Annotated in this window: 23 protein-coding genes and 2 riboswitches; of the genes, 11 read left to right on the forward strand and 12 right to left on the reverse strand. The window is 38.6% G+C overall.

Annotation, left to right across the window (positions count from 1 at the left end; translation table 11 throughout):
• Nucleotides 1-67 precede the first annotated feature (67 nt).
• Both C1726_RS12665 and C1726_RS12670 read right to left on the reverse strand, forming a co-directional pair.
• Entirely contained in the window at nt 68-175 is a 108-nt protein-coding gene (locus C1726_RS12665; protein WP_407642027.1) for an anti-repressor SinI family protein, read from the reverse strand.
• 194 nt (nt 176-369) lie between these two features.
• Nucleotides 370-1080, reverse strand: a complete 711-nt coding sequence (locus C1726_RS12670) for a response regulator transcription factor (RefSeq protein ID WP_102273491.1) — start codon at nt 1078-1080, stop codon at nt 370-372.
• 203 nt (nt 1081-1283) lie between these two features.
• Between C1726_RS12670 and C1726_RS12675 the strand changes: the two genes are divergently transcribed.
• Nucleotides 1284-3371, forward strand: a complete 2088-nt coding sequence (locus C1726_RS12675; RefSeq protein WP_180968181.1) for a sensor histidine kinase — start codon at nt 1284-1286, stop codon at nt 3369-3371.
• A gap of 37 nt (nt 3372-3408) precedes the next feature.
• Here the strand turns inward: C1726_RS12675 and C1726_RS12680 are convergent, their stop codons facing one another.
• The 3 genes from C1726_RS12680 to C1726_RS12690 all read right to left on the reverse strand — a co-directional run bounded on the left by C1726_RS12680 (nt 3409) and on the right by C1726_RS12690 (nt 5548).
• Nucleotides 3409-3858, reverse strand: coding sequence for a hypothetical protein (locus C1726_RS12680; RefSeq protein WP_102273493.1), 450 nt, complete (start codon nt 3856-3858; stop codon nt 3409-3411).
• 5 nt (nt 3859-3863) lie between these two features.
• On the reverse strand, nt 3864-4631 hold the full coding sequence (locus tag C1726_RS12685) for a hypothetical protein (protein WP_102273494.1): 768 nt from the start codon (nt 4629-4631) through the stop codon (nt 3864-3866).
• Nucleotides 4632-4699: 68 nt separating this feature from the next.
• Nucleotides 4700-5548 carry a hypothetical protein gene (locus tag C1726_RS12690; RefSeq protein WP_102273495.1) on the reverse strand — a complete coding sequence of 283 codons (849 nt, stop codon included), beginning with the start codon at nt 5546-5548 and terminating at the stop codon, nt 4700-4702.
• 146 nt (nt 5549-5694) lie between these two features.
• Between C1726_RS12690 and C1726_RS12695 the strand changes: the two genes are divergently transcribed.
• The 7 genes from C1726_RS12695 to C1726_RS12725 all read left to right on the forward strand — a co-directional run bounded on the left by C1726_RS12695 (nt 5695) and on the right by C1726_RS12725 (nt 13661).
• Nucleotides 5695-6711 (forward strand): DUF2804 domain-containing protein, encoded by a 1017-nt coding sequence (locus C1726_RS12695; RefSeq protein WP_102273496.1) that lies wholly within the window; start codon nt 5695-5697, stop codon nt 6709-6711.
• A gap of 108 nt (nt 6712-6819) precedes the next feature.
• Nucleotides 6820-7003: riboswitch (Lysine riboswitch) on the forward strand.
• 147 nt (nt 7004-7150) lie between these two features.
• Nucleotides 7151-8005 (forward strand): transporter substrate-binding domain-containing protein, encoded by an 855-nt coding sequence (locus tag C1726_RS12700; protein WP_102273497.1) that lies wholly within the window; start codon nt 7151-7153, stop codon nt 8003-8005.
• Nucleotides 8006-8074: 69 nt separating this feature from the next.
• Nucleotides 8075-8833, forward strand: coding sequence for an amino acid ABC transporter permease (locus C1726_RS12705; protein WP_102275796.1), 759 nt, complete (start codon nt 8075-8077; stop codon nt 8831-8833).
• Between the two features lie 17 nt (nt 8834-8850).
• Complete coding sequence (locus C1726_RS12710) at nt 8851-9591, forward strand: amino acid ABC transporter ATP-binding protein (RefSeq protein ID WP_102273498.1); 741 nt, start codon at nt 8851-8853, stop codon at nt 9589-9591.
• A 179-nt stretch (nt 9592-9770) separates the two neighbouring features.
• On the forward strand, nt 9771-11468 hold the full coding sequence (locus C1726_RS12715) for a methyl-accepting chemotaxis protein (RefSeq protein ID WP_322090991.1): 1698 nt from the start codon (nt 9771-9773) through the stop codon (nt 11466-11468).
• A 224-nt stretch (nt 11469-11692) separates the two neighbouring features.
• On the forward strand, nt 11693-12961 hold the full coding sequence (locus tag C1726_RS12720; protein ID WP_102273500.1) for an MFS transporter: 1269 nt from the start codon (nt 11693-11695) through the stop codon (nt 12959-12961).
• Nucleotides 12962-13098: 137 nt separating this feature from the next.
• A riboswitch (cyclic di-GMP riboswitch) is annotated at nt 13099-13199 on the forward strand.
• A gap of 90 nt (nt 13200-13289) precedes the next feature.
• Nucleotides 13290-13661 carry a hypothetical protein gene (locus C1726_RS12725; RefSeq protein WP_102275797.1) on the forward strand — a complete coding sequence of 124 codons (372 nt, stop codon included), beginning with the start codon at nt 13290-13292 and terminating at the stop codon, nt 13659-13661.
• Nucleotides 13662-13709: 48 nt separating this feature from the next.
• On the opposite strand, the gene C1726_RS12730 is transcribed toward C1726_RS12725, so the two are convergent.
• The 4 genes from C1726_RS12730 to C1726_RS12745 all read right to left on the reverse strand — a co-directional run bounded on the left by C1726_RS12730 (nt 13710) and on the right by C1726_RS12745 (nt 17521).
• On the reverse strand, nt 13710-14717 hold the full coding sequence (locus tag C1726_RS12730; RefSeq protein WP_102273501.1) for a FecCD family ABC transporter permease: 1008 nt from the start codon (nt 14715-14717) through the stop codon (nt 13710-13712).
• Nucleotides 14714-15724 (reverse strand): FecCD family ABC transporter permease, encoded by a 1011-nt coding sequence (locus C1726_RS12735; RefSeq protein ID WP_102273502.1) that lies wholly within the window; start codon nt 15722-15724, stop codon nt 14714-14716. Before C1726_RS12735 ends, C1726_RS12730 begins: the two co-directional genes overlap by 4 nt.
• A gap of 71 nt (nt 15725-15795) precedes the next feature.
• Entirely contained in the window at nt 15796-16725 is a 930-nt protein-coding gene (locus tag C1726_RS12740) for an iron-hydroxamate ABC transporter substrate-binding protein (RefSeq protein ID WP_102273503.1), read from the reverse strand.
• A complete protein-coding gene (locus tag C1726_RS12745) occupies nt 16676-17521 on the reverse strand; it encodes an ABC transporter ATP-binding protein (RefSeq protein ID WP_102273504.1) in 846 nt (281 codons plus the stop codon). Before C1726_RS12745 ends, C1726_RS12740 begins: the two co-directional genes overlap by 50 nt.
• 195 nt (nt 17522-17716) lie before the next feature.
• Between C1726_RS12745 and C1726_RS12750 the strand changes: the two genes are divergently transcribed.
• From C1726_RS12750 to C1726_RS12760, 3 genes are all read left to right on the forward strand, one after another.
• The gene (locus C1726_RS12750; RefSeq protein WP_102273505.1) at nt 17717-18769 is read left to right on the forward strand and encodes an NAD(P)/FAD-dependent oxidoreductase; all 1053 of its coding nucleotides are present in this window, start codon (nt 17717-17719) and stop codon (nt 18767-18769) included.
• Nucleotides 18770-18873: 104 nt separating this feature from the next.
• Entirely contained in the window at nt 18874-19062 is a 189-nt protein-coding gene (locus C1726_RS12755) for a hypothetical protein (RefSeq protein WP_057759937.1), read from the forward strand.
• A gap of 265 nt (nt 19063-19327) precedes the next feature.
• Nucleotides 19328-20137 carry an aminoglycoside N(3)-acetyltransferase gene (locus tag C1726_RS12760; protein ID WP_102273506.1) on the forward strand — a complete coding sequence of 270 codons (810 nt, stop codon included), beginning with the start codon at nt 19328-19330 and terminating at the stop codon, nt 20135-20137.
• 31 nt (nt 20138-20168) lie between these two features.
• Here the strand turns inward: C1726_RS12760 and C1726_RS12765 are convergent, their stop codons facing one another.
• From C1726_RS12765 to C1726_RS12775, 3 genes are all read right to left on the reverse strand, one after another.
• Nucleotides 20169-20813 (reverse strand): TetR/AcrR family transcriptional regulator, encoded by a 645-nt coding sequence (locus C1726_RS12765; protein ID WP_102273507.1) that lies wholly within the window; start codon nt 20811-20813, stop codon nt 20169-20171.
• Nucleotides 20814-20891: 78 nt separating this feature from the next.
• On the reverse strand, nt 20892-21998 hold the full coding sequence (locus C1726_RS12770; RefSeq protein WP_102273508.1) for an ABC transporter permease: 1107 nt from the start codon (nt 21996-21998) through the stop codon (nt 20892-20894).
• The gene (locus tag C1726_RS12775; RefSeq protein ID WP_102273509.1) at nt 21995-22717 is read right to left on the reverse strand and encodes an ABC transporter ATP-binding protein; all 723 of its coding nucleotides are present in this window, start codon (nt 22715-22717) and stop codon (nt 21995-21997) included. Before C1726_RS12775 ends, C1726_RS12770 begins: the two co-directional genes overlap by 4 nt.
• Between the last annotated feature and the right edge of the window lie 389 nt (nt 22718-23106).

Consider the following 23106-nt stretch of genomic DNA (forward strand, 5'->3'; position numbering starts at 1 on the left):
CTCTTTCCCGAAAAAAATAATCCACTCAACTCCATATCGGCTGGTGGAAATAGGCTGTTGTATTTGGCTATGAGGTTGCTTTAAGGTTTCTTAACAGGAAGTCTCTTACCTCTTCTACGGATAATCCTAGGCGTTTAGCTTCTAGTATCAGTTTCACCCATTCTTGATCTAACAAGTATTTCACTCCTTATTCCTGCTCATAGATATCATATTGAAGAGTTAAAAGGTCAATAATCTATTCTTACTTTATCCTGAAAAGGTTAAAATTAAGTTAAAATATGATAAATGTCACAAAATTAAGATTATGCATGATAATTTGTAATATACAACAGAAAATAAAAGCCGCCAATATTAGCGAAACTTGCTCCCCTAAAATTGGCGGCTTTTTGTCTTTATAGGATGAGAAATTGAAAATTTGTATCCAAATCCCCGAACGGTTTGGATATATTTTGGCTTTCTTGGATCATCTTCGATTTTTTTCCGCAGCGTGCTTAAATGTACAAGAACCGTCTTTAAATCCGCATCCGAATTAATCCCCCATATGGAATCATATAGTTGCTCGGCGCTAAATACTTGATTGGCATATTCGGCTAAAAAGAAAAGTAACATCCGTTCTTTCGTAAAAAGCTCAATCTTTTCTCCGTTCTTATGCACGCTTTTATCAGAAAAGTTTATGGATAAATCACCTGCATGCAATACATTTGAAGAAGTAATCCTGCTTCTTCTTAAATTAGCTTTAATTCTAGCAATTAATTCTGGAGGATCAAACGGTTTTGTTATGTAGTCATCACAGCCGATTTCAAAGCCATGAATAATGGTGCCCTTTGTTCTTTCTCCTGTAAGGAAAATAAGGATTCCATCAGACATTTCACGGTATCTTTGAGCTAATTCAAACCCGTTTTTATCAGGCAAATGAATATCTAATAAAACGATATCTGGTGTTATATCTTCCATTAATCGTAACCCGTCCGTGGCATTCAATGATGAATAAACTGTATAGCCTTCTTTTTCAAGGTAAAGCCGCAGAATATTAATAATCGCATATTCATCCTCAATAATTAGAAGTTTAATTGAATGCACACTATAAGACCCCCTTTATTGAAAAAAGTTCCAATTTAATCTCAATATATCATATAGGAGAGAATGTTTTCTATCGTTATCGTGTCCCCGTTGCTCTTTATATTATAATTCTATTGTAATTTTCAGAAAAGAATTCTAAGTGAGTGCAAATACATAGTATGATTAGGAGAAAGGTGTACATATTGAATTAAAGGGTGTAAATGATGAACGCAAAAAATTGCAAATTACTCTTTGTACTAGTCCTTATTGGGTTATTTCTAAATAGTGCTAATGCAATGGCGAGTTCCAATGGGACAGCGCGGGAGGGAATCTATTCTATCAGCCGTTTTCCGGATGGAGAATTATTACAAGTGGATGGAGATTGGGAATTTTATTGGCATGAATTATATACACCTGGCGATTTCAGAAGAGACACTGTTCGCCAATCACCCTTAATAGTTGAGGTCCCCAATACATGGAGTAATTATATTCTCGATGGAGAAGCATTGCCGATGACGGGGTATGCAACGTATCGATTGTATCTTAATTTACCAAAGGAAGAGACAGGTACGACAAAAGCGCTGTACGTTCCTAACATATCGTCAGCCTATACATTATGGATTGACGGGATTGAAGCATCTAAAAATGGAGTAGTGGGAAAAAGCAGGGATTCGATGGAACCAGTAAATACGCCAAAGGTAGTTCCATTTGAAGTTCAGTCCAATCGCGTCGAACTCATTATACAAACATCAAATTATTCCCAGCGTAAAGCAGGAATATTTGATTCGATTTTAATTGGAGAGCCAGAGATGGTTCTTCAATTTAGGGATAAAAAGATTATCTACCGTACGGTTATTGTCATGAGTTTGGTTACTATGGGATTATATCACCTTGTTTTATTTTTATTCCGAAAAAAAGAGCACTCCTTATTCTTTTTTGGAAATGTATGCCTTTTTATTGCGATCCGCGCTACGCTTCTCGAGGAGGGACTTGCTTCTTATATCCTTCCATTTTTATCTTGGGAACTCGCAGTAAAGCTAGAATATTTAGGAGCATCACTTGGTGTCTTGTTTGTCTCCCTGTTTACATATACGCAATTTGCTAAAGACATGAATCAAAAGCTTAGAAATGCAATCATTGCTGCTATGTCTGTATACAGTTTATTCGTTATATTGACCCCAGCAGTTGTATTTACAAGAACAATGATTCATTTTCAGGTGCTCATCATTCTTATTTTTCTTTATTTAATATCCGTTTATGTCACTGCCATTTTAAGAAAACGGGAGAGCTCTCTATTAAATACGATCGCTATTCTAATGTTATTTGGAACAGTGATCAATGATATTTTGTATTTTAACAATGTCATAAAAACAACTGAACTAACCTCTGTTGGTCTGCTATTCTTTTTATTTACTCAATCAATTATCTTATCCAAGCAATATTCTATGTCTTTTCTGCGAACGGAAAAACTGTCTCAGGATTTAGCCATCCTTAATGCGTCATTGGAGCAGCAAGTGCATGACCGGACGATGGAGCTGCAGCATGCGAATATAGAGCTTCAAGCCGCAAATCAAAAGCTAAATGAGGCTCATCAATCGAGAAGCAAATGGATTCATAATATTTCTCATGAAATTTCAAGTCCCTTAACAAATATCCGCGCATATACAAAGGGGATGCTGGATGGGGTCATTCAAAGTGACAAAAACTATATACAGTTAGTCTATGAACAGAGCTTGTATTTATCTCGGATGCTGCATGACCTGCATGATATGACTGATATGGAAAATAAACAAATAAAATTTGATATGAAAAATGTAGATATTCAGGAGTACTGCAATAAATTATACCAAAAGTATAAATGGGATTTGGAGAAGCAGGGAATTAATTTTGAATACAAAAGTTCACTTTCCGATCAAGAGGAAAATCGATTCGTCCTTATAGATGAGGTCCGGATTGAACAGGTGATTGTCAATCTATTAAATAATGCACAAAGGTTCGTTCATGAGAATGGGAAGATAGTTTTAGAGCTAACGAATGAACCGGATGAGAAAATGATGATCAAAGTTAAGGACAACGGATTAGGAATTGAAGAGGAAGAGCTTGGGTTGGTATTTAATCGTTTTTATAAGAATGGAAATCAAGGGAAATCACATAGCGGATCAGGGTTAGGATTAGCGATAGCAAAGGAAATAGTCGAATATCATAACGGAACTATTGGGGTAAAGAGCATAAAAGGGGAAGGCAGCTGCTTCTACTTTTTGCTTCCAATAAGGTTTAATGGGATAGAGGGACAGGAGTGTCGTCCCAATTAAATCAGGTGGGACATGGAATTTCCCCAGAACAGGCAGTTCAATCCGATTTCCCGACTGAAATTGCTTTGTATTTCCACAAGGTATCCTCAATGCAGGAAAGCTGACTTTTTGTACATTGAATAATGACAGCAACTTCAGCTGATTTTTTCACTTTCTTCGAGCGGGGTTTGTTTTTATTTGGAAAAAAATATAAGGCATACCCAATGGCGAATCCAATAATTGCACCAAGAAGACCGCAAATAATGGGTCCTAAATACAGCTTAAATCCAACACTGGCACCAATAACTGCACAGCCTGTAGCACTTGCCATGCCAATTTCAAAAGCATTTGAGTGGATATTTTGAGTTCTTCCTGGAATTTGAATGGGCGAAGGCATATCATCCATAAATATGACAAGGATCTGATTCTTTGAGATAGAGCTGTTCTCCAAAATAGTTAATACTTGCTCTAATTCAATTGATTGTTCAAACATCCCGATAATGATCATTTGAATTACACCTGCTTATGGAAGATAAGAAAACTATCTTTTCCGTAACGTTTTGTAAGATACTGACGTTGTGAAATACGATAAAGTTTATTATGTTCAATTGTTGTAACATAGCCGTGATAGATGGCTCCGCCCATAACAGAGGGCATAAATAATAACCAATGCTGCTGCAGAATTAAGTTTGAAGCGTGGAGATTCCCAAGAAGTAATTGTAAAAGAGATTCATGAAGCCTTGAAAAGTATAGATAAATCCACCACCAAATCATTGCATAAAAGGCTAACCCAAACCGGTGAACATATAGCTGCCCTAATCCTGGAAATAGAAAAGAGTAAAGAGCGCCAACGATTGGGTTTTTCCTATCTAAAAATTGAATTTCCAAAGGGAAAATGCCAATACGCGAGATTTGATCATTTTTTAAGCAAGTTAAATCATATACTTTATTTTGGTAAATAGCCAGGCGGTAACTATCCCAAATGCTTATCATATAAATAATCAGATAGCCAAATGCCCATTTAGGCTGAACAACCGATTGTGCAAGTTCAAAATTCCCGCAAAAGGAGTAAATCATTGCATCGTTAATATGAGCAAACGTATTAGTAAAAACCTCAGAAAGTGATAAAAAGGTTGCTCTTATGTAGTGGTTAAGGAAATAATGCCCAAAACCAGGAAAAACAGCAGACCACCATGCGATCAGAAGGGGACTTTGCTTTTGAAGATGCGTGATTCCAAATACACTCATTCTTGCAAGTGAAGGGCCGTGTTCATTCATCATTATTAGAGCACCTCTTACGGAAGTAGCTTTACACTGGGTATACATAATGTTTTACAATTATTTACATTTTATTCAGGGTATGATGTCATGGATAATCTTTTATTAATGACACTTGTAAGCAGAACCAGCAATAATGACAAACCAATATAATATAACTGATCCCACCAAACAAGACTTTGAAGGATGCCTGCAGCTATTAGCAGCTGATTGACTGTAAACATCAGGATACTTGTTAAAGCATATTTTATCCACTTCGTTTTCCTGCTGATATGAATAATTAGGCAGTAATATAAAGAATCGATTAAAAAGAATATATCTGCAAAAGCAATGGTATCTCGTTCCAGATATTCAAACCATCCAGGATTGTATATACGATTTGAGAAAAAAATAATTGGCAGAAGATGGGCGCTGCATGAAATAGAAACAATGGCTAAATAAAGAATCAAGTTATGTTTAAATCTGCTTGAAAGATTTAAAATCCATTGATAAATAATCTTTGCAGTTGCAAAGTAGAATGGCAACCCAAGCCCTGTAAATGCTAACCGCCACCAATTATGCGAATAGATTTGCAGTTCTAGAAAAAGCCACTCAATGCCGACAAAAATACCGGCAAAAAGGAAAATCCAAATCCAGTTTAAATGAAACGTAGCAATTAAGGTTGCAATAACTGGCAAAGCAAATGCATTTGAGGCAAAGGCACCTAAGTTACTGTCATAAAAGGGATGATCTTTGACGAATTTAGGATAATATTCATAGCTTCCTAAAAAACTAAAAATGACCGTTTCGATAATAAAGCCGATGCCAATCATAGCTAATAAAAGGAAGAGAGTTCCTGTATTTCTTTTTTTAAAAAGATTAAAAATAAAAATGGAAATACTTAAAAAGATGAGAGCTAGAAACCAATATGAATTATACACACTGATCACTCCGATAAAACGAGAATATATATTAATATGTACGAATGCCAGAATAATATTCAGCTTCGAAAACTGAATTCATTTTAAGTCTGCAAGAGATAGTAGAGTTCCAGAATGAGGTATACATAGAGATGGGGGTTAAGAGGATGGCAAGAGAAATAACAGAACGAGCAGATATGTGTGATGAGAAAGGCAGATTGACCAAAAACAGCATCGGATGGGCAAGGCATCCGCTGTTTAACTGCAATTTGTCTGGAAGTTTCTTGCGAAAGAAGAAGTGGAATTATTGGTGTGTAACAAGCCCAGAGTTCTTGTTTTCAGTTACCATTTCTCATTTGGATTATGCTGCTGTTGTATTTGTGTATGTGCTAGATTTACAGAATCTTAGCTTTCAGGAGCAGACAACCCTCGTTCCTTTTGGATTTGGCTGCAGGATGCCAGTAGAGGTGAATGCCTCTGTGAAATTTGAAGGAAAGCAAATGGCTATTTCATTTGAAGAAAAGGGAGATTCCACAAGTATACATGTCCATTGTCCGCATTTTAGCGGGAAGGATAAGCCGTTAGTTGCTGATGTACAAGTTGAACGCCCAGAAGGACATGAATCGATTAATGTCGTTGTGCCGTGGAGTGAAACACGATTTCAGTTTACTTCAAAACAAACAGCACTTCCCGCGGCTGGAACAGTCCATTGGAATGGGAAGGAATACATATTTAAAAGCAATAATGCCTTTGGCTGCCTGGATTTTGGCAGAGGAATCTGGCCCTATCATTCGACATGGAATTGGGCGCAAGCTGCGGGGGTTGTCAATGGCAGATCGGTTGGACTCAATTTTGGCGGTCAATGGACCGATGGAACTGGACAGACTGAAAATGGGATTGTCGTCGACAGCAGGCTTAGCAAAATAAATGAAGATATCATTTGGGATTATGATAGCAGCAACTATATGAAGCCTTGGACATTGAGAACAGATAGGACTGATCAAGTTCTTCTAACTTTTCAGCCATTGTTTGAGCGAAAAGCAGCAACGAATGCCTGGATTATTCGTTCCGCCGTTCACCAAATGATTGGCACATTTAACGGGTATATTCGAACGAATGAAGGGGAAACGATAATGATTGAATCCTTTGTAGGGTGGGCAGAGGATCATGAGGCAAGCTGGTGAGTTCAGCAAATCTAGTTCTTTGGAATCATGTTCCAATTATCTTGAGTTGACAGAATTAACTCACTACTGTAGGATAATAAATATAATTTAATAAGACCTCATCTTTGCTGATGAGGTAGAGGCGCGGTATTTAATAGTCTTTAGTGGAGCTTGAGAAGCTAGGATGCTAGAGAGAAGGAAATATCGCCGAAGCTTGTAATATTTCTCAGTATTGCTTGCTGGGTCTGCAGTTAAGAGCTGCAGGACTGTCTCAACGAACTTACCCGGTTTGTTGAGTTGTGCTATCTCATTTAGGGAAAGAAGAGGGATTTTGGGGCAAACTATAAACGTTGCGACCTGAGTTCATCTCAGGTCGCTTTTTGTTTTTAGTAAAATGCCTAAAGGCAAGAGGTCAAGCATATATTAGACTATTAAATCAAATAAATAGGGGGAAAATAGCATGAGAAAAAAATTATCAGTATTTTTAGCGATAGCTCTTTCAGCCATTATTCTATTAGCAGGCTGTGGAACAAGCGGTGGTTCAGATAAGAAGACAGAAGGCTCAGGATCATCATCAGAAAAAGATACCTTTAAAGTAGGATTGGAAGCTGGCTATGCACCATTCAACTGGACGCAAATGGATGATTCAAATGGCGGGGTCAAAATTGATGGCAATGCAGAATATGCAGGCGGATACGATGTAGAAATTGCAAAGAAAATTGCTGAAGGCTTAGGCAAAGAGCTAGTGATTGTGAAAACAGAATGGGATGGACTTGTACCATCACTAACTTCAGGGAAAATTGATGCAATCATTGCAGGGATGTCACCGACAGCAGAACGTAAAGAGACAATTGATTTCTCTGATAACTATTACAAATCAGATTTAATTATGGTTGTAAAAAAAGGCGGAAAGTATGAAGGTGCAACTTCGATCCAAGATTTTAAAGGTGCAAAGATAACGGCACAGTTAAATACATTCCACTATTCAGTCATTGATCAAATTGATGGAGTGGAAAAAAAGCCAGCAATGGATAACTTCCCAGCGATGCGCGTAGCGCTGGAATCAGGCGTAATTGACGGATATGTTTCTGAGCGTCCAGAAGGTGTTAGTGCATCAGCTGCAAATGATAACTTTGCGATGGTTGAATTCACAGAAGGATTTGAGACGTCTGAGGATGATACGGCAATCGCGGTCGGTGTTGCAAAAGACAGTGAACTGACAGCAAAAATTAATGAAATATTAGCTGGAATTTCTGAAGAAGATCGCATCGGTATTATGGATGCTGCCATTAAAAATCAGCCAGCAGCAGAATAATGGTTTGTGAAGCCGGCTGCATCAGCAATGTAGTCGGTTTCCAAGTTTAAGGAGAGGATACGAATGGATTTGAGTTTTGAATGGATTATTAAAATTATTGAAACAAACTGGCCGATGTTTCTGCGCGGAGCTGGCGTAACCCTCTTAATTGCATTGATCGGAACACTTTTTGGGGCATTAATCGGGTTATTGGCAGGGATTATCCGCACCATTCCAATCCCTGAAAGAGGGGCGAAGAAAAGCCTCTTAAAATTCATTAATATCATTCTATCCGCGTATATAGAGTTTTTCCGTGGCACACCGATGATTGTACAAGCGATGGTTATCTTCTATGGTTCTGCTGCAGCATTTGGCTGGCAAATGAATCCGATTATTGCAGGGATCGTTATTGTAGCAATCAATACTGGGGCATATATGGCTGAAATTGTCCGCGGAGGAATTATTTCAGTTGATGCAGGACAGTATGAAGCAGCCCAAGCCATTGGCATGAATCACTTTCAAACAATGACACATGTTGTGATGCCGCAGGTTATTCGCAATATTTTACCGGCAACAGGCAATCAATTTATTATTAATATTAAAGATACGGCGGTATTAAGTGTCATTTCCGTTACCGAGTTATTTTTCCAGACAAAGACAGTGGCAGGCAATAACTTTAGATATTTTGAAGCATTCTTTATTGTATGTATCATTTATTTTATTTTGACATATGCAGTTACTTTAATTCTTCGCTACTTTGAAAGAAAGCTAGATGGTCCGGATAATTATACGGTCGTAGGCAATCAAGTTCAGATAGAAGCAGGAGAAAATAAAGGCATTGGGCAATGATGGAGAAGGAGGACAATATGGAAACAGTCATTGATATTCAACGTTTGAGCAAGTCCTTTGGAGACCATGAAGTATTAAAAGACATTCATTTCTCAGTGAATAAAGGAGAAGTTGTCTGTATTATTGGTTCTTCAGGTTCGGGAAAATCCACTCTTCTTCGCTGTGTCAATCTCTTAGAAAAACCGAGCGGCGGCAAAATTATTTATAATGGAGAAAATATTCTCGATGATAAGCATGATATACATGCCTACCGAAGAAGATTAGGCATGGTATTCCAGCAATTTAACTTATTTAATAATCATAATGTATTAGGCAATTGTGTTGTCGGCCAAATGAAGGTATTAAAGCGCTCAAAGGAAGAAGCAGAAAAGGTAGCGCTGAAATACTTAAAAGTGGTTGGGATGGACAGATTTGTGAATGCGAAGCCAAGACAGCTGTCTGGCGGGCAAAAACAGCGGGTCGCTATCGCTAGAGCCCTTTCGATGGAACCCGATGTGCTGCTGTTCGATGAACCAACCTCTGCACTTGATCCTGAGATGGTAGGAGAAGTGCTTAAGGTGATGAAAGAGCTTGCTGAGTCAGGCTTAACGATGCTAATCGTTACGCATGAAATGGAATTTGCCAAGGAAGTATCTGATCGAGTCGTTTTTATGGACAAAGGGGTTATAGCAGAAGAAGGAAGCCCAGAACAGATTTTTAATCATCCAACTGGGGAGCGTACGAGAGAGTTTTTAAAACGTACATTAAAACAAATCTGAATTTTTTAACAAACCATGTCAAACTATGTCAAATAAAGTCGATATAAAGAGAAGGACATTCATTAGCTGTAAATGAATTTCCTTCTCTTTATTTATTTCGAAAATGAATTAAATCATGTAAATATGGAGGGAGCACTGTAAATTTAGTATAATCTCAAACCCAAACCCAATAAAAATAGGTGATCAAATTGAAAAAATTAAAACTAGGCATGAAGATAAATTTAATGTTTCTGGCCATTATTCTTTCATTATCAACAATTATAGGCATCGTTGTTAATCATGAAATAACACAGGGAGTTAAGCAATTTGCAATAGAAAAGGCAAAAGCGGATTTAACTTTAGCATATAAATATATTGATGTTAAATATCCGGGAGAATGGACAATTAAGGATGGGCAGCTCTACAAGGGGACGACTCTAATAAATGAAAATGATGATATAGTCGATGAAATCGGCGGCGATACTGAAGATACAGTGACAATCTTTCAAGGGGATACACGTGTTTCGACTAATGTCATGAAAGATGGGAAGCGTGCGATTGGAACACAAGTATCACAAAAGGTCTCAGATGTTGTACTAAAAAACGGGGAACATTACTATGGGGAAGCGAATGCTGCAGGACATATTTATCAGTCAGCCTACATGCCAATTAAAAATACGAGCGGGGAGATCATAGGTATTTTTTACGTGGGTGCCTCTCAAAGTATTATTGAAAGCATTTTATCTAGTTTCTTAGTGAAATTTATTACTATTCTTTGTGTAGTCATCGTTGTTTCTGCTCTTGCTACCTACTGGTTTACAAAAAGAATGAAAAAAAGACTAGCAAATATTACGTCAGCTCTTGAATTAGCAAAGGATGGGGATTTCACCTCTCATATCAAGGATTATACGGGAGATGAATTAAATGATCTTTCTATTAGTTTCAATAGAATGGCAGAAAACCTTAAACAAATGATAAATGAAGTGAATGTTGCTTCCGAACAAGTTGCTGCTTCCTCGGATGAGTTAACAGCTAGTGCCGAACAGACAAGCCAGGCAACGGAAATCATTACCGACACCATACAGCTTGTAGCGCAAGGAGCAGAACATTCTACGGTAAGTGTACAGGAAAGTGCAGTAGCTTTAGAGGAGGTTTCAAAAGGGGTACAATCTATTGCAGAAACGGCTTCATTTATTTCTGAAGCTAGTTCTCAGGCTTCACAAAAGGCGAAGGATGGCGGTGTATATGTGGACAGGACTGTTCAGCAAATTAATGCAATCAGCCATTCAGTGAATGAAAGCGGGGAAGTCTTTCAATCGTTAGATCAGCGGTCAAAGGAAATTGGAGATATAACGAAGGTTATTTCAGACATCTCAGATCAGACGAATTTGTTAGCATTAAATGCAGCGATTGAAGCAGCCAGAGCGGGAGAGCATGGAAAGGGATTTGCTGTCGTTGCTGATGAGGTTCGAAAATTAGCAGAGCAGTCGCAGCAATCGTCTGCCCAAATTTCAAACTTAATTGTTGAAATTCAACAGGACATGGTGCATTCCAACAAATCTATTGAGCAAGTAACGAGGGATGTTAAGGCAGGGCTTGAGATCGTTGAACAAACGGAGGGGAGCTTTAACGAGATTCTTCATTTTATGGATAATCTTGCAGCTAAAATTCATGATTTGGCAGCCACTGCAGAACAGGTCTCCGCAAGTATTGAAGAAGTGTCTGCGACGGTAACTAGTATTACAGAAATATCATCAGGAACTTCTGACCATTCTAAAAATGTGGCGGCATCAGCGGAAGAACAGCTTGCTTCTATGAAGGAAATATCCATATCTGCCCAATCATTATCAAATTTAGCTGAAGATTTACAGATTTTAATTGGAAGATTTAAAATCTAGTAGAAATAAGATAAAGTTGTGATTAGCTATCTTTTATAGTTAAAGGATAAGAATCACTTCTGCCTAAAGAGGAGAAGAAGACACCAAAGTCTGGTGAAATTCTTCTTCTTTTTGTTATGAAAAAGAAATTCAAATTGAAAACGCCTTCATTAAAAATCCTAATAAATATATATGAAAACTAGCGTATAATGAGTTTTATTAAGTATTAACAGGAGCAGTGACCAATGGAAAAACAAAATAGCAAATACAGATGGGCAGTCTTTGGCACTGTTTTATTTACTTATTTTCTAATTGTTAGCCAAAGAACGGCCCCAGGATTAATTACAGATCAATTAATGAAGGATTTCAATCTTACAGCTTCAACGATTGGATTACTGACAAGCATTCAATTTCTTGCATACGCAAGTCTGCAAATACCAATTGGGCTATTGTCTGATCGATACGGTCCTAATTTTTTCCTTATTATTGGAACCATTCTTAATGGCTTAGGGACAGTATTATATAGTTTAGCTCCAAATGAATTTTTCCTTCTCTTTGCCAGGTTATTAGTGGGGCTCGGAGATGCTGCCATTTGGGTTAACTTGGTTTTAATTTTAAGCATATGGTTTAAAGGAAATGAATTTGTTGGATTGATTGGAATAGCTGGGATGGCGGGGAGTTTTGGGTTTCTGCTGGCAACGGTGCCTTTTTCCTGGTCGATTTCTTTATGGGGCTGGAAGATTCCGTTTTTATTAGTAGGGATTATTCTATGTGTACTAGGCATCTTGCTTTACTTCATCCTTGTGATAAAACCAAAGCAGCTTTTTAACGGCCATGAGGAACAGAAGATAAACCCGCCTAAAGAGGAACAGGTAAAGGAAAAGACATTATCATTGCTGCTTCGTATTCTTTCAAGCCGCCAAGCTTGGGCAACCTTCTTATGTCACTTTGGTGTTGTCGGCACATATGTTGGATTCATCGGGTCATGGGCTGTTCCATATGGAATGAATGTATATGACATGACCCGTTCAGATGCAAGTCAGCTTATTATGATCGGATTAATTGGAGCAATTATCGGTGCTCCGATCACGAGCTGGATTGCAGGGCGTTTAGATTCAATCAAAAAGCCCTACACAGTTATTCATCTCGTTTCATTCTTATGCTGGACCGTGCTTCTATCGTTTGGGGGAGAGCCGCCCTTTTTCATGCTTATTATCCTTTTCTTTATCATTGGGTATTGCAATGGGGCAAATACGTTAACATTTGCTGTTGTCCGCCAATCATTTGATCGGAAAGAGGTCGGGTTAGCTTCTGGATTTGCGAATACTGGCGGGTTTTTAAGTGCTGTACTTTTGCCGAGTATTTTTGGAAAGGTACTCGATCATTTTCATGCTGCACCAATCCATGTAGGCTATCTCTATGCTTTTATTATCCCAGTCATTTTCTCCTTGCTAGGCTTGGCTGGCGGGCTTTTGATTAAGGAGGAGCGCCAAGAAGCAAAGGGTTCCATTTAAACAAGATATAGGGAAATAGATTAGATAGATCCTTTTTCCTATGTAGAATTTTGCCGAATCTTGTTGAATTATGAATTAGAATGAATTATCATAAGAATTAGAGGTTAAAAAGTCCTAAATAAAAAGTCCTACATAAATGAGTTTAAAGGCAAACTATTCGAAAGGATAGGACGCAAAGCTATGGGTCTAAGGTAGTGGTTTAGTGCTAACCAATTAACTATGACAGCCGGTTACCAAATTTTTGAATGGGTTATTTGAAATTTTTGGCTATTCACGAATGGGGAATAGCTTTTTTCTTTTGCCCTACTTTTTTTTAGAGGTGATATTTTTGAAGGTCGAGGAATTAATACAGGAAGTCAATAAAAATGTAGAACAATTAGATTTTGTAACGACTAGGAAATTGATTGAGGAGAATATAGAAGTTTTAAGCAAGCATAAGGTGTTATTGAAAAGCAATGCTAGAGAGCTGCTCAAAATGCTTACAGATCGGCTAGATGCAGGGTATGAACCCATTTCCAGGAAGGACATGGCTACGGTCATTGCCTTAAATTCATATGCAACGAAATTTGATATTCGGTCTATGAAGTTAATTGTAAAAGATAAAGCAAAATTGTTACTAAGAAGAGATGTTGTTGAATATTTAAATAAGGACGCGAAAGTACTATTAGAAGGTATGGGCGTAATAGAAAAGATTAGTTAAGAATAGATGTGAACCCCCTGAAAATGTCCTATTTTCAAGGGGGTTCTTTTATTTTTTTAATAATAAGTACATAAAATACGGAGCGCCAATCAATGAAACCATAATCCCTGCTGAAATCCCGTCTGGTTCAACTAAGTTACGCCCAACGGTGTCTGCGAATAAAAGCAGCCACCCGCCAATCAGTATGGCAACTGGGATAAATAATTGATTTCGCGGACCAACTAAAGCTTTTGCTATATGTGGAGCCATCAGACCGATAAATGTAATCCCACCGGTCACTGAAACTGCTGAAGCGGCTAATGCTACTGCTGTCAGAAGGAGAACGATACGCTCCTTTTCAATAGATACACCAACTCCAATGGCTGCTGGTTCGTTTAATCCAAGAAGATTCAATCGATTTGCCTTATACAAGGTAAACGGAATAAGTATGACTAGCCAAGGAAGGATTGCCATAATAAATGGCCAGTCTGAGCCCCAAATATTACCGGCTAGCCATTTGGCAATGAAATCAACTTTTTCCCGTTCAGCCGAAGAAATAAGAACGATCATGGCCCCAGATAGAGCCATTGAAAATCCAACCCCAATTAATACTAATCGAACAGGCTGGAGTCCGGCCTTTTTATTGTACGAAAAGAGATAGATTAAACATGCTGTAATTAAAGCACCTATAAAAGCAACGGCTGGAAGCAGATAAATAAAGGAACCAGCACTTATTGGGGAAAACAGGAAGAATACAGCAATTGCTACACCGGCTCCTGAATTAATCCCGATAATGCCAGGATCAGCAAGGTCATTCCGTGTAATTCCTTGCAAAATTGCTCCTGATAAAGCAAGGGCCATTCCAGCTAACAAAGTAATGATTATTCGAGGCAATCGAATAGAGAATAAGATAAACTCTTCTTTAAATGTACCCTGACCAAATAAAATGGGCATGAATCGGTTATAGGAGATGGAAGAATACCCTAGCCCCATGCCAATAAAGATAGTAAGTAAAATTAGTGCAAGTAATACAAATAATAGAATTCGCTGTCTTTTGATTAAGTTTGGCTGAATCATGAGAATGCTTTTCCTCCTTTATGTACAATGAACAGGAAGAAAGGTAAACCAATCATAGCAATAATCGCAACAATCGGTGTTTCATATGGTGAATGGATGGTACGGCCAAGTGTATCTGCCAGCAGCATAAAAGAAGCTCCGATAATCGCTGACATAGGTATGATAAACCGATAATCCGTCCCAACAATTGCACGAACAATATGAGGAACCATCAATCCAATGAAGACCATATTCCCGACAAGTGCGACAGCCGCACCGGCGAGCAGGATAATAACAATAAATAGGACAATCTTTACTTGCAATGTCTTTTGCCCTAATCCAACAGCTACTTCTTCATTTAGACTAAGAATCGTCAGCTGCCTTGAAAAGAAGAGAGAAACAATCATTCCTGCTAAAATGAACGGAATAATTACTTGGAGCTGTACCCAGGAGGTCCCAATTAAACCACCGGCTGTCCACATCGATACATTCTTTGATATTTTGAAGTATATTCCAACTCCTTCTGAGACTGCATATAAAAAGGCAGATACAGCAGCCCCTGCTAATACGATCCGCAAAGGGGAGAAGCCGCCTCTTTTCATTGCCCCAATCCCAAAAACCATAAGAGCTCCAACAGCAGCCCCAATAAAACAGGCAATCATTATCCCGAAGTAATTGGTTGCAGGGATGAAGGCAATTGAAATAGCAAGTGCCGCATTTGCCCCTGCAGTTAATCCAAGTAAACCTGGATCAGCTAGTGGATTTCTTGTTATCCCTTGCATAATGGCACCAGAAACAGCGAGTGCGGCACCTACAAATACAGCTGCAATCTCACGAGGCAAGCGGATTTCACGAATAATAGAAATTTTGTCGCCTGCTGCATCAGAAGTTAGTGCCAACCATGCATCTTTCACAGAAATATCTGCTGCTCCAAAGACACAGGCCATTATAAACATACCTGCAAATAGAATAATTCCAGCAGCAAATTTAATTACAAAAGGTGTCGTCCGTTGAGTTTCTTTTATCATTGTGTCCTCATCTTTTCTATTCATAGATTAAGGGAAGAGGAATTCTTTCAAAAAGAACTCCCCATGAACATTTAGTTGCCTAAAAATGATTCCTTAAAGAAGGCAAGCTGTTTTTCCAGTGTAACAGGGTCGGTAAAGGAAGCTCCATTTCCCTCCATTTCAAAAACACGATTGTTCTTAACAGCAGGAATATTTTTGTATGTTTCAGTTTCCTGAAATGATGAATCGGCATCTGCATATTTACTGAAAACAATGTAGTCTCCAGCGTACTCTGGCAGTACTTCAGCTGATAATGTATAATAGCCTTCTTTTAATGCCATTTCCTTCACTTTCTCAGGCATTTTTAACTTCATAGATTGATATAAGATTTCGGTGCCGCGTGCCCAATTATCCCCAAAGACGTAAAGCTGCTTATCATAGCCTTCGATGACAGTAACGGTTGCGTCTTCACCAATTTTAGCTCGAATCTCTTCGCCAGCTGCTTCTGCTTGAACTTTAAAGTCATCTACCCATTTCTTTGCTTCCTTCTCTTTGTTTAGGAGCTTGCCTAGTTCAATATGCTGAGTGAGATAATCTACTTTTCCCCATGTGTAAGTGACAGTAGGCGCAATTTCACCTAACTTATCGATGTTTTTACTAGTAGAACCAGCGATAATTAAATCAGGATCTAATTCAATAATCTTTTCTAAGCTTTCATCTGAAACCTCTTCTACATCTTTTAGTTCTTTTGCAAACGTTGGATTATTCTTGGACCAAACATCCACTCCAACAATATTTACACCTAAACTTATGACATTCCCTGTGTATCCAGAGAGCAGAATAACTCTTTGCGGGTCTGCAGGAACTTCAATAGGTCCAGTTTCAGATTGATATGTAATTGTTTCTGATTTTTTTTCATCTTTAGGTGCTTCTTTATTTTCTTCTTTTCCGGCTGATTGGCTGCTGCAGGCACTAATTAGCAGCACCAGCAATAGCAAAAATGGCAGTAGCAGTTTCTTCATTTTCCTTAGCTCCTTTTACTAAGTTGTATGTAATGCACATCGGTTTATTTGTTCGAGGATCTCTTCCAATTTCAGCATCAATATTGAATACTTGTTTAAGCACCTCATGATGAATCACTTCCTCACACTTTCCAGCTTTTACAATCTCCCCGTTTTTTAAGGCAATAATATAATCAGCAAATCGGGCAGCCTGATTTAAATCATGTAAAACCATGACAATCGTACGTTCCTGTTCTTTATTTAGTTTTTGCAATAATTCTAGTACCTCAAGCTGATGTGCCATGTCTAAATAAGTGGTAGGCTCATCAAGGAAAATAATATCTGTTTCTTGCGCAAGGGCCATTGCAATCCAAACTCTTTGTCTTTGCCCGCCTGAGAGGGCATCCACAGGACGGAATTTAAAATCAGTTGTTCCTGTGACCTCCAATGCCCAATCGATTACTTCATAATCTTTTTTTGTTAAGCGCCCAAAACCCTTTTGATAGGGAAAGCGGCCATAGGAAACGAGTTCCCCAACTGTTAACCCGCTTGCACTTTCAGGAGATTGGGGGAGTATTGCCATTTTTCTCGCAAGGATCTTTGTGTGTTCCTTAGCAATATTTTCTCCGTCCAAGATAACAGCCCCTGATTGATGTGGAATAATTCTAGTAATGGCCTTTAGAAGTGTGGACTTTCCACAGCCGTTTGATCCGATAATTGTTGTAATTTGTTTGTCTGGGATTGTTAGACTAAGATTTTTTACAATTTTTTGTTCCCCATAGCCAATATTTAATTTGTTTGTATATAGGCGAACCATTATGTAACCCCCGTTCTAGGAAAGTATATGACTGAAAATAAATGATAATGATTATCAATATCGTTTCTGACAAAAACTATAATTCTATTTTTTTCTTTTGTCAATCGTTATTTTTTTATTGCGAAAATAATGAAAAGGGGATATAGTTTAGTGAGAATGATAATCAATAACATTTACGGTTTGGGGTGAGCGGAGATGGAAAATCGGGAAATATATGATGTAACGGTAATTGGAGGAGGACCTGCAGGCCTTTATTCAACTTTTTATAGTGGATTGAGAGAAATGAAAACAAAGCTGATTGAATTTCAGCCGCAATTAGGCGGAAAGATTCATGTATATCCAGAGAAGATGATATGGGATGTTGGAGGGATCACGCCAATTCCAGGTGCAAAGCTAATTGAACAGCTTGTCGAGCAAGGGTTAACATTTAATCCAACCGTTGTATTAAATGAAAAAGTACACTCCATCACTCGCGATGAAGAAGAAGGATGCTTCATCCTGCATGCTGCATCAGGTCATAGGCATTTTTCGAAAACAGTCATTGTTGCTGTAGGCGGCGGGATATTGAAGCCGCTTAAGCTTGAAATCGAAGGCGCAGAAAGGTTTGAAGTATCAAACTTAAATTACACAATTAAATCTTTAAAACGTTTTAAGGATAAGACAGTCATTATTTCGGGTGGAGGCAATTCTGCGGTTGATTGGGCAAATGAGTTAGTGACAATTGCGAAGAAAGTGTATGTAACCTATAGAAAAGATGCTTTAAAAGGACATGAAGCTCAAGTTTCCCAGTTATTGAGCAGCTCTGCTACCTGTTTCTTCCATACGGAGATTACAAAGCTGATCGCTGATGCCAAACATGAGGTCATTGAACGTGTCGAGCTTACGAATATGGAAACGGGTGAGGTCTTTTATCTGCCTATAGATGACGTCATTATTAATCACGGGTTTGAACGGGATGCCGCCTTACTTGATAACAGTGAATTAAATATTGACTTGGCAGATCAGTACTATATTTCAGGGAATGCAACCAGCGAATCGACCGTTCCAGGACTTTACGCTGCTGGAGATATTTTAGCATATGAAGGAAAAGTACATTTAATTGCAGGCGCCTTCCAGGATGCAGTGAACGCTGTGAATAAAGCAAAGCAATTTCTCCAGCCTGATGCTCAAGGGTTCGGAATGGTTTCTTCGCATAATGATGTTTTCAAGAAGCGAAATAAAGAATTAGTCAAGCAGCTGATGAGTTAATTTGTATTATTTTGTTTGCTTTTCATGAATTTATACTCTTTGAATAAAGTACTTACATTAGGGAAATCTACATATGTACTTTTGATAAAAAGGAGAGATATAAATTGAAAAAGCGCCAAAATGAAGCACAAGAGCATGAAAAAGTGATTGCAGCACAAAACCAGGCAGGGCAATTTAATCAAACAGATACGGAATTTTCTCTGGATGAAAATGTGCAGGCAGCAGTAGCTAAAAGTATACAAAACCAAGCCAAAAATCAGCAGCCAACCTATCAGCCAAACAAACCAATTTAAATAGAAATGGAAATCTGACACTAAGATGGTGTCAGATTTTTTTGTTGGGTTTGGCGAATATGATCAGTGTGATGGCGAATATATTTCGTTTTTGTCCAATATATCGAGGTGGACGGCGAATATATCACTTTTTTGTCCAATAAAAGCCATGGTACGGCGAATATATTAGTGAGGATGGTATAATTAGACATAAAGTGCAAGCAATTTAAAGGGAGAAGAAACCATGGAGTCAATTTTTCTAAACGAGATGCTTAGGGGGATGGGAATGAAGGAAGCGGACGTAATTAATCAATTGAAGCAGCCGCATACAAGAGCCAGTCTGCATGAAAATTTTAAAGGTCTTGGAGTGGGAAAAGGAATGGTGATTATTGTCCATTCTTCATTAAGCGCTTTTGGCTGGGTTTGTGGAGGAGCCATTGCGGTTGTTCAAGCGCTAATGGATACGGTAGGTTCTGAGGGAACGATTGTGATGCCCACTCAAACAGCAGATGTCTCTGATCCATCTGAATGGCAAATGCCTCCTGTACCAAAGGAGTGGTGGCCGATCATCCGCGAACATATGCCAGCATACGATCCGCAAATAACCCCTACAAGGGGAATGGGGAAAATCGTTGAGGCCTTTAGAACGTTTCCGGGGGTAAAAAGAAGTTCACACCCAACCTATTCCTTTGCAGCATGGGGAAAGGAAGCCGATTATATTTTATCTGAGCAGCCATTAGTAGAAGGGTTTGGTCCAAAATCTCCTTTAGCAAAAATATATGAATTGGATGGACATATCTTATTATTAGGTGTAGGGCACGACAGCAATACCTCCTTGCATTTTGCCGAACACGCCATCCCAGATAGGGAAAAGGCTAAAAAGGGAACCGCACTTTTTGAAAATAATGAGCGTGTTTGGAGAGCCTATGAAGAGATTGTGTATGATTCTGACTGTTTTGCAGCTCTTGGCGAGGATTTTGAGAAGACACATGCTGTGAAAAATGCTGAGATTGGCTCAGCTAAATGCAAACTGATAAAACAGCGTCCGATCATTGACTTTGCGCGGGAATGGCTGATAAAGAAGGAAAGTAAATGAAGAAAAAAGTCCAATTCACTGATTGGACTTTTTATTTTTTCCCTAAACCATGCATGATAAATTGGACGGTGCGCTCTGTTTCAAGTTCATCATCCCATTCTAGTTGAGGGAATAAGACATAGCGGGAAAATAGGTAGCCTAGTATGCTTGTAATAGCTAATCTTGCTACAGATTCAGGAGGCATCTCAATCAATTCTCCCTTTTCCTGATAACCCTTAATGATAAGGGAGACACGATCAAATATTTTTTTAGCTATTTGTTCAAAAAATTGTTCTCTTAATTCTGGCTGGAAAGGGATTTCTTGAAGGAGGATTTTAACAACTGGCAGCAGTTTTATTAAAACCTCTCTCCGATTTTCAATCGTTGCCTTCAGAAAGTCTTCCACACGATCATATTTTCGGTCAAGCACTTTATTAAAATCATTTACTACAAACGGACCAATCAGCTTTGTCATAAGGGGGGCAACGATCGACAGCAGCAAATCTTTTTTTGTTTTATAGTGCCGGAAAATCGTTCCTTCTGCTACCCCTGCCTTTTTGGCAATTTCACTCGTCGATGTAGCTGAATACCCTTTTTCTGAAAAAGATTCAATGGCGGCAACGATTATTTTTTTTTGCTTGTCAGTTAATTTTTCCTCATTAAATAGCTGTTGAATCATCAATTCTTCTTCAGACATGGTTTACTCCTTTAAATTCCATTCTCCATATACTTATTTTAAATCATTTTAGCGGAAATGGAAAAGTGTATAAACCGTTTAGATTTTTCGATACTTTTTCAGTGTAAAGATATTTAGAATAATGAATGCAATTGCAAAACCTATTAGTACAAGCAAATCGAACGTGATGTCACTTAATCCTAATCCCTTGTACATGACATCTACCAATGCATTGCCGGCATAGTACATCGGCATTGCTTTTGCAATGACTTGAAGCCAGTCTGCCATTCCTTCAACAGGGAAGATCCCAGCAAAAAAGATTTGTGGAATGATCGCAATGGGTATGAACTGCATCATTTGGAATTCTGAATTTGCGAATGCTGATAAAAGGATGCCTAATGACAGCGCAACTAAAGCGATGGCCAAATTAATTAAGATCACATTCCATAAGGACCCGACGAGCGTTATGTCTAAAACTTTAACCGCATAAAAGACGACAATAATCGTTTGGATGATAGCAAATAGACCATATCCTAATAAATAGCCAAAAACTATGTCTCTTCTTTGAATGGGTGTTGCCAGCAAGCGATCAAGAGTACCAGATGTCCGCTCACGCAGCAAGGCAATCCCAGAAATAAGGAAGACGAAAAAGAAGACAAAGTAGCCGACTAATATGGGACTTAACTGGTCAAAAAAGGTTGTATCCTTATTGCCGTATATATAAGCTGTATCAATCTCTGGTGGCTTTGCCTGTTCGAGCTTATTTAAATCTCCAGGGACTTTATCCTGAAACTCTTGTATAAAAAGGGATAGTTTATTTGCCTGTTCCTTGGCGTTTTCAGCTGCAATGGCTTGTTGTACTTTCATCTGCAAAGCTTTTGCAGTGGAGGGATTCGAATTTTTTAATGTTAATTGAATGTCCTCATCTTTCATTTGAACAATACCATCCAAATTATCCTCAGTCATGCTTTTCTTTATGCTATCTAGTTGGTCATACTGCAGAACAGTTACATCCATATTTTCTAATTGTTCGATAAGCGCTTCATCCACCTGATTGACACCAAGTCTAGGAGTGACCTCATTGCTTGAAAGTAAATAATCGAGCAGAGTAAGAATCAGTAAGGGGGCGACCATCATTAGAGCAAGTGCTCTTTTGTCACGTATCATTTGCTGGAAAATTCGCTTCACTAACGCTAATACTCTCATTCCTTTTTCCCCCCAGCTTTTAAGAATACTTCCTCTAGACTAGTAATTCTGTAATGCTCCTTCAACTCTGCGGGCGTCCCGCTTGTGAGAATTTCTCCATCCCTTACCATTGCCAGACGGTCGCACTTTTCAGCTTCATCCATTACATGTGTAGTTACCAAAATCGTTTTTCCGGTTTCTTTCAATCGATGGATTTCTGCCCATATGGATTGTCTTAACTCAGGGTCAATTCCTACAGTAGGTTCATCTAAAATGAGAACTTGCGGGTCTTGAATTAAAGCAACAGCGAGGGATAATCGCCGTTTCATCCCGCCAGAATAGTCTTGAACTTTCTTTTTTAGATGGGGGGTAAGATTCACTAACTCTGCAGCATAGGCTATTCTCTCTTTTTGGTCTTTTTTATTTAATTTAAACAGGGAAGCAAAGAAGGCAAGGTTTTCTTCTCCCGTTAAATCCGTGTATAAGGCATCGGCTTGTGCCATATAGCCAATTTTTTGCAGCAGGTTTAAGTTTGGAATAGGAGTATCTAATACATGGATATGTCCTTGTGACGGGCGGTCCATTCCAACAATCAACTTTACTAAGGTTGTTTTTCCCGAGCCGGAAGGTCCGATAAGACCGTATATTTGTCCGGAATCTACCGTTAAATTAATATTGTTTAATACAGCCTTTTTGCCAAAGCTTTTGCTGACATCTTTAATAACAATGGTTGAAGCCATTTGTATGCCTCCTTATATAAAGTGAGTGATTACTCACTTTTATTATAATTGAAACTGCCTTTAGGTCAATAAAAATTTGGAAGATTATTTGTTCATGAAGCCTGAAATTAGGATATTGCATCGAAACAGGTAGTCATAAGCTGTTCATGGCACCCGAAATCAGGAGGAGAAAGCAAAATTGGTAGCCATGAGTCGTTCAAGGCGCCCGAAATCAGGAGGGTAAAGCAAAATCGGTAGTCATGAGGGGATCATAGCGCCCGAAATCAGGAGGGTAAAGCAAAATTGGTAGCCATGAGGTGGTCAAGGCGCCCGAAATCAGGAGGGTAAAGCAAAATCGGTAGTCATGAGGGGGTCATAGCGCCCGAAATCAGGAGGGTAAAGCAAAATTG

The organism is Cytobacillus massiliigabonensis (assembly GCF_900199725.1).
Classification (GTDB): domain Bacteria; phylum Bacillota; class Bacilli; order Bacillales; family Cytobacillaceae; genus Cytobacillus; species Cytobacillus massiliigabonensis.